We start from the raw sequence: 8045 nt of genomic DNA on the forward strand, positions 1-8045 counted from the left end.
GCAGCGTCGACCAGGAGCACTCCCACATCAAGGCCGTCTGGGACGAACTGGACGGCGGCGACTGGCCCGACGAGCAGCAGTGGGAACGGCTCCGCGCCGCCGACCGGCTGTCCGAGACCTCCCTCGAGGCGGTGACCGCCGACAGCGACGGCACGGTCTCGCTCACCGTCGACCTGCCGATGCCCGGCATCCGCGCCCTGCGGCTCACCCGGGCCTGAATCACCCTCCACCTGAACCCCCACCTCGCCTGATCCCCTCTTCGGATTGAAGGAGTCACACGTGAGTACCGTGAGAAAAGTGGGACCGCTGGGAACCGCCACCCGACGCACCGTGCTCGCCGCCGGTGCGGGCGCGTCGGCCGCGCTCACCTTCGGCGCGTCCACCGCAACCGCCGGCACCCGCCCGCAGGAGCGAGACGCCGAGGAGCTGCTGCGCCGGTGGTTCGAGGACACCTACCGTTCGCTCGAGGCCATGCGCACCGACTTCGGCCTGACGACCGACAAGATCGACGTCATGAGCGGCAGCACGCCGAAGCAGAGCATCAACACCTCGCCGACCAACATCGGTTGCGGCATGTGGGCCACGGTCGCCGCCGCCGGGCTGGGTGTCATCGGGGGCGAGACGATGCGCCGCCGGCTGACCGAGATGGTCTCGGCGGTGGAGCGGCTGGAGCGGGCGCACGGCTTCTGGTTCAACTGGTACGACGCGACGACCGGTGAGGTCCTCACCGAGTGGCCCGAGAACGGCAACCCCGTACGGCCGTTCCTGTCCTCGGTGGACAACGCCTGGATCGTCACGGGACTGCGGATCGTCGCCGACGCCGAGCCGTCGCTGCGGCCACGCGTGGAGCGGCTGCTGGCGGACGCCGACTGGTCCTTCTACTTCACCCCCTACGACCCGGCCGACCCCCACCAGCACCCCGGTCAGATCAAGGGCGGCTACTGGACCGACGACAACACCTACACAGGCCACTGGTACGGCGCACTGAACACCGAGCCCCGGATGGCCAGTTACCTCGGCATCGCGGACGGCAGCCTGCCCACGAACCACTACTGGCACACCTTCCGCACGATGCTGCCCGAATGGGGACAGGAGCAGACGCCGGAGGGCGAGTGGGTCACGGTCGACGGCGTGGAGATGTATCGCGGCCACTACACCTACCGCGGCAGGAAGCTGGTGCCCTCGTGGGGCGGCTCGATGTTCGAGGCGCTGATGGTGCCGCTGTTCGTGCCCGAGGGCGAGTGGTCCCCGCAGTCCTGGGGCGTCAACCACAAGCGGCACGTGCTCAGCCACCTCGAGCACGGACTGATCGAGAAGGACTACGGCTACTGGGGCTTCTCGCCGGCCAACATCCCGGCGGGCGGGTACAGCGAGTACGGCGTGGACGCGATCGGCATGCAGATCGAGGGCTACACCTCCAAGGGCGTGGTCACCCCGCACGCCTCGTTCCTCGCCATGCCCTTCGCCCGCGGCCACGCCACGGCCAACCTGCTGCGCATCGCCCGCGACTTCGACGCGTACCACGACGAGTTCGGCTTCCGCGACTCCGTCGACACCGCCACCGGCCGGGTCAGCGACTTCATGCTGGCGCTGGACCAGGGCATGGTCGCCGCCGCGCTCGCGCAGGTGCTGAAGCCGGGACTGCTGCAGCAGCCGTTCCGCACCGGTGGCTTCGCGCGGACCGTCAGGCCGATGCTGCAGAAGGAGAACTTCGGCATAGCCTGACCGTGCCGAACCGTCCGGGCCGGGAGCGGACGCGCGGGAGGAACGCCGCCGAACTGACGCGGCGGCCGCCTCTTGCACCGTTCCCGGCCCGGTACGAGACCGAGCCCGTAACCGCCGGTGGCGGCGCCGCCACCGGCCTCCACACGAGGAACCCGCGTGCCCCAGCCGCCCGAACCGCGCCCCAACATCGTGCTGTTCATGACCGACGATCACGCCGTCCCGGCCATCAGTGCCTACGGCAGCGTGCTCAACCGGACCCCGGCGGTCGACCGGCTGGCTGACGAGGGGATGCGCTTCGAGAACACCTTCTGCACCAACGCCATCTGCTCGCCGGCCCGCGCCACGCTGCTGACCGGTGCCTACAGCCACGTCAACGGCATGACCTCGCTCCAGGCACCGGACCACACCTTCGACGCCACCCAGCCGAGCTTTCCCGAGCTGCTGCGGGAGGCCGGCTACCAGACCGCGATCGTCGGCAAATGGCATCTGGGACACGGCGGCGACAGCGACCCGCGCGGCTTCGACCACTGGGAGATCCTGCCGGAGCACGGCGTCTACCACGACCCGACGTTCCTCACCGCGGACGGCGAACGCACCTATCAGGGCTACGTCACCGACATCATCAGCGAACTGGCCATGAACTGGCTCGACAAGCGGGACCCGGACCGGCCCTTCGCCCTGCTGATCCAGCACAAGGCGCCGCACCGCCACTTCGAGCCCGCCGAGCGCCACCAGAACCTGTACGCACACGACGACATCCCGGCACCGGCGACCCTGCACGACGACCTGTCGGAGCGTGCCTCCGCAGCGGCCGAGGCGCGGCTGCGGTTGTCGGACCTCGTGCCGATGGACCTCAAGGAACCGGTGCCGGAAGGGCTTTCGGAACGCGAGGAGCGGGAGTGGCGCTATCAGCGCTACATCAAGGAGTACCTGCGCGTGATCGCGGGACTGGACGAGAACGTCGGCCGGGTCCTGCACTATCTCGACACCGCCGGGCTTGCCGACGGCACCGCCGTCGCCTACACCTCCGACCACGGCTTCTTCCTCGGTGAACACGGCTGGTTCGACAAGCGGTTCATGTACGAGCCGTCGATGCGCATCCCGCTCGTCGTGCGCTGGCCCGGCGTCGTCGCGCCCGGCTCGGTCAACGACGATCTCGTGGCCAACATCGACTTCGCCCCGACCCTGCTGGACCTGGCCGGGGTCGAGCCCCACCCGCGCATGCAGGGCCGCAGTCTGCTGCCGCTGCTGCGCGGCCGGACCCCGGACGACTGGCACACGGGCGTGTACTACCGCTACTACATGCATCTGGACCACGACCACAACGTCCAGGCCAGCTACGGCGTCCGTACCCGCACGCACAAGCTGATCCACTACCCCGGCCACGGCTCCGGCGCCTCGGGCGCCAGTCCCGAACGGCGCGAGCCGCAATGGGAGCTGTTCGACCTCGTACGCGATCCCGACGAACTGACGAACCGCTGGACCGACCCGGACTACGCGGACGTGGCGGTCGAACTGACCGAGCAGCTCGGGCGGTTGCAGAAGGAGTACGGGGACACGCCGGAGGGCGTGCTGCCGTGACCCGGCAGCGGCACGCGTGCTGTGCGCCTGCCCGGGGGGCGCCCGCCCCGCCCCTACGGGCAGCCGGGGACGGCGGTCCGGGTCGGGCCTCCTCGGCCGTGCCCGAACCGCGCGGCGGCTGGCGCGAACTGCCGAGCGGCAGCTTCCTCATGGGGTGCGACAACGGACCGCATCCGGCGGACGGCGAGGGCCCGGTGCGGGAGGTGACGCTCGACGACGCCTTCCGGCTGGCGACGACCGCCGTCACCAACGCCGAGTTCGCGGCCTTCGTGGAGGCGACCGGTCACCGTACGGACGCCGAACGCTTCGGCTGGTCCTTCGTCTTCGCCGGCTTCCTGCCTGACGACTTCCCGCCCACCCGCGCCGCCGCGGCCACCCCGTGGTGGCGGCAGGTGCACGGCGCCGACTGGCGTCATCCGGAGGGCCCGGACACGGACGTCGAGGAGCGCGCGCACCACCCGGTGGTGCACGTGTCGTACGCCGACGCGCTCACCTACTGCACCTGGTCCGGAGCGCGGCTGCCCACGGAGGCGGAGTGGGAATACGCTGCCCGCGGCGGGCTGTCCGGGCAGCCCTACCCATGGGGCGCCGAACGCGACCCGGGAGGCCACTACCGGATGAACATCTGGCGTGGCTCCTTCCCCGGCCGCAACACCGCCGCCGACGGCTACGCCGGGACCTGCCCGGTGGATGCGTTCCCCTCCAACGGCTACGGCCTGTTCAACATGACGGGGAACGTCTGGGAGTGGTGCGCGGACCGGTTCGGCCCCGGCCTCGGGCAGCGTGTGCTGCGCGGGGGCTCGTACCTCTGCCACGAGTCTTACTGCCTCCGCTACCGCACCTCGTCCCGGATGGGGATCACGCCGGACAGCTCGACCGGCCACACGGGGTTCCGCGTGGCCGGTTGAGCCGGCAGGAGTCGCTTCTCGACTTGCCGTTACCGGTTCTCAGCGGATGCCGAGCGCGACGATCTGGGTGACCTCGTCCTCGGCGAAGTTGTCGTCGCTGACCAGGAGCAGGGTTCGTTCGCCGCCCGGCAGGGTCGGGCCCCAGGTCATGCCCTCGGTGTTGTCGACCGTGGACAGGCCCAAGTCGTGGAAGTCCGCGACCAGTTCCTTGCGCATCGGCACGACCGTCTGTCCGGTCAGGGAGTCCATGTTCTGCACCTTGGTCGCGCCGCGGGTGGTGGCGTCGTAGATGCGGATCTTGAAACCTGCCCCCGCGACCCAGGTACGTTCGAGTACGAGGTAGCGGCCGGGGTCCCCGGGATAGGCGAGGATCGCGGGCACGCCGGTGTCCGGGGGCCATGGGCTGGACGGATCGGGCTTGGCGAAGATCTTCTCGAGGGGGTAGGCGAACTGCCCGAGCACGTGGCCCTTCCGGCTCTGCTGGGTGACACGGATCAGGGCGCCGCGGTTCAGGTCGGGCTCCGGACCGTCCTGGAGCAGCGGACCCTCGACGGCGCTGGTGAGCACGCTGTTCCTGGCGCCGAACGTGATCGCTTCAACCGCCTTGTTCCGTCGCGGGCCCCGATCGCCTCTGGTGACCTCGTAGTTGACGGGCAGGGCCAGCCGGCCGCGGTACGCGCCGGTGCGGGTGGAGAACTGGATCGACGGCTGGATCACCGGGTCGCTCGACGACTTCGGCCGGTCGCCCTCCTGCGCCCACCAGTACCGGCAGCTGCGTGGGTCCACCCGCAGCTCTTCCGGGTCCACGGCCTTGCCGTCGCCGGCGCTCGGTGGCGGGTAGACCGAGCCGTCCCGCTGCCGGAACGGGTGGGTGCCGGTGAAGTCGACCGAGTGCACCCCGGCGCCGTCCACCTTGATCCTGGCGGTGTAGAAGCGGGCGGGCTGCAGGTACGAGCGATCGTCGCTGACCATGACGTACTCGCCCGTGCACGGATTCCGGTCGATGCCGGACAGCCCGCCAACAGTCGTGTTCCGAAAGGGGAGTTTGTGGGGAACGATCTTCTCTCCCAGCAGCCGCGCATGCGCCCCGATGCCGGACGGTTCGGCGGTGTCGTCCGGCTGGGCCGCCGCCGCGGGGGCCATCGTCGTCGCCAGCGCCAGGGCCGCGGCACATGCGCGGCGGATCAAGGAAGCTTTCATGACTCGATCTTCGCCCGGCACACGCACCGAGCGCAGTCACCCATCCGCGTGATGGGGCTGTAAAGCCGCTCAGGGGGCCGCGGCCGACCGGGAAAGAGACGCGCAACAGGACTCTTGTATGCGCTATCTGTATGCGCATACAGTCTCGCCCCAACGACGCCGGTACGCCGACCTCACGGAGAGCAAGTCATGACGTCACACCACTCAGCCTTGCGCCGCCGCGCCGTACTCGGCGGGGCCGGGGCGATCGCCGCAAGCACGACCGGGGGCCTGCACGCCGCCGCGCCCGCCATGGCCGGCACGGCGGCCACCGGCCGTGCCGAGCGCCCGGCCAAGACCGAGCCGTCCGTCACGTACGACCGCAAACGGCTGCTGATCGACGGCGAACCCGTCCTGGTCATGGCCGGCGAGATCCACTACTTCCGCCTGAAGCGCGCCGAGTGGCAGTCCCGCCTCGACCTCGCGAAGGAGGCCGGGCTCAACACCATCGCCACCTACATCCCGTGGATGTGGCACGAGACGGGCGACGGTTCCCTCGACGTCACCGGCCGGACCCGGCCCGAGCGGGATCTGGGAGCGTTCCTGGACCTGTGCGTCAAGAACGGCTTCCACATCATCGCCCGTCCCGGCCCGTACACCATGGCCGAACTCAAGGGCGAGGGCGTGCCGCAGCGGGTACGCAAGGACCACCCCGAGATCGTGCCGAAGGGCTGGGACGACCAGAAGGACACCGCGCAGACCATCGATTATCTGGCACCCGCCTATCTCAAGGAGGTCCGGCGCTGGTACGACGCGGTGATACCGGTCATCGCGAAGCGGCAACACCGCAAGGGCAAGCCCGGCGTCATCGCCTGCCAGCTCGACAACGAGATCGGCATGCTCCCCTGGGTCAGCAACACCCCTGCCCTCACCGACCACTTGCTCAAGGACTTCAACGGCTGGCTGGACGAGACCTACGGCGACAAGCTGGGCGACCGCTATCCCTTCGCCGGCAAGCCTGCCGGCCAGCGCGACGCAGCCATCCGCGCCCCGAAGGACGCCTACGCACCCGCCCTCATGCATGACGTGGGCGCGTTCATGCGTGGCCGCTTCGCCCGGTACGTGGCGGCGCTGCGCAAGTCCGCCGAGGACAACGGCCTCGACGGTGTCCCGTTCCTGATCAACATCCACGGCACCAGTGACGACGGGGCGAAGAAGTTCCCCATCGGCATCAGCCAGTTGATGGAGACCTACGGCGGGGAGTCCGGGATCTTCTCCGGCGCCGACTTCTACCTCGGCAGCCTTACCGTGAACAACGCCACCGATCTCTACCTCATCAACGCCTTCATGGAGTCGGTACAGGACAAGGACCAGCCGCTCAGCGCCCTGGAGTTCGACGCCGGGCACGCCGACTACGGCGACAACCTGGACAACCAGGAAGACGCCGAGAGCGGCGACCTGAAGACCCGGCTCTGCCTCGCCCAGGGCGTCAAGATGATCAACTACTATCTCTTCACCGGCGGCCGCAACCCCAAGCTGGACAAGCCCATCGGGGACGGCAACGACCGCATCGGGATCACCGGGGAGCGGCACGGCTTCTCCGCACCCGTGGACCCCGAGGGCAGGCGCAACCTCAGCTACGCACCGCTCAAGCAGGCCATCCACGCCGTGAACGGCCTTGCCACGACGCTGGCCCCGATGGTGCCCGAGTACGACGAACTCGCCCTGGGATTCGTCCCGGACCACTACCTGACCGAGTACCACCCGCCGGAGCGCAAGAGCGTCGACGCCATCCTGGCGGACATCGAGCACATCCGGGGCTTCGGCCCGCGCAGCGCCCTGTCCCGGGCCATGCTGCTCGGCGGCTTCCGCTACCGCGCCCTCAACCTCCAGTCCGGCGACCTGGATCCGAAGCGCACGCCCGTACTCGCCCTGGCCACGGGTGAGAACCTCGCGACCGGGCTGCAGCGCAAGCTGGTCGGCTACCTCAAGGCGGGCGGCAAGCTGCTGCTCTCCGGCCGGGTACCGGTGGCCGACATGGCGGGCAAGCCCAGCACCGAACTGGCAGACGCCCTCGGGCTGGAGCCCGGCAAGACCCTCACCGACGCCGACCGCTTCTGGCTCTCCGCGACCTCGCACGGCTGGGCAGCGCCGCGCGCGGAAGTCCGGGTGAGCAAGGCGCAGTTGTGCACGCCCGGCAAGGGAGAGACCGTCCTGCGCGAGGTTTCCACCGGCAAGGGCTGCGGCTTCGACATCCGGGTCGGTGCCGGCCGGGCCGTGGTGATCACTACGGACTACCGCTGCGACCTGAACTTCTGGCTGCGCGCGCTGAAGACCCTCGGTGCGTCCCCGGCCCTCACCCACAGTGCGACCGACCCGGGCCTCTTCCTCCTCACCACGCAGAACGCCGACGGCGGACGCCTGTTGCACGCCATGAACGTCACCTCCGGCCTGGACCAGGAGTTCACCGTCTCGGAGAAGGGCAAGGCCCTCTTCGGCGGCGAGAAGCTGCGGGTGCCGGGACGCAGCGGGGCGATGCTGCCGCTCGGCCTGAAGGCGGGCGGGCTGCACATCGCATACGCCACCGCCGAGATCACCGCCGTGCGGAAGGGCAAGGTGAGCTTCCGTTCGGCCGCGGGCCAGGAGGCGGTC

The 8045-nt window shown here is 69.8% G+C and carries 5 protein-coding genes and 1 pseudogene; 5 read left to right on the plus strand and 1 reads right to left on the minus strand.

What is annotated here, in order from left to right; translation table 11 throughout:
• The 4 genes and pseudogenes from ACRDP3_RS03660 to ACRDP3_RS03675 all read left to right on the plus strand — a co-directional run.
• Positions 1-218 (plus strand): annotated as a pseudogene (locus ACRDP3_RS03660) (GH39 family glycosyl hydrolase); the annotation flags it as partial.
• Positions 219-279: 61 nt separating this feature from the next.
• Positions 280-1725 carry a glucoamylase family protein gene (locus tag ACRDP3_RS03665; RefSeq protein ID WP_431515342.1) on the plus strand — a complete coding sequence of 482 codons (1446 nt, stop codon included), beginning with the start codon at positions 280-282 and terminating at the stop codon, positions 1723-1725.
• Between the two features lie 156 nt (positions 1726-1881).
• The gene (locus tag ACRDP3_RS03670) at positions 1882-3306 is read left to right on the plus strand and encodes a sulfatase family protein (protein ID WP_431515343.1); all 1425 of its coding nucleotides are present in this window, start codon (positions 1882-1884) and stop codon (positions 3304-3306) included.
• Positions 3307-3404: 98 nt separating this feature from the next.
• Positions 3405-4214 (plus strand): formylglycine-generating enzyme family protein, encoded by an 810-nt coding sequence (locus tag ACRDP3_RS03675; RefSeq protein ID WP_431515344.1) that lies wholly within the window; start codon positions 3405-3407, stop codon positions 4212-4214.
• Positions 4215-4253: 39 nt separating this feature from the next.
• Here ACRDP3_RS03675 and ACRDP3_RS03680 read toward each other — a convergent pair whose 3' ends face one another.
• Entirely contained in the window at positions 4254-5414 is a 1161-nt protein-coding gene (locus tag ACRDP3_RS03680; protein ID WP_431515345.1) for an esterase-like activity of phytase family protein, read from the minus strand.
• A gap of 189 nt (positions 5415-5603) precedes the next feature.
• Here ACRDP3_RS03680 and ACRDP3_RS03685 point away from each other — a divergent pair.
• On the plus strand, positions 5604-8045 hold a 2442-nt coding region (locus tag ACRDP3_RS03685), incomplete at its 3' end, for a beta-galactosidase (RefSeq protein ID WP_431515346.1).

This window comes from Streptomyces sp. (assembly GCF_050698815.1).
Classification (GTDB): Bacteria; Actinomycetota; Actinomycetes; order Streptomycetales; family Streptomycetaceae; genus Streptomyces.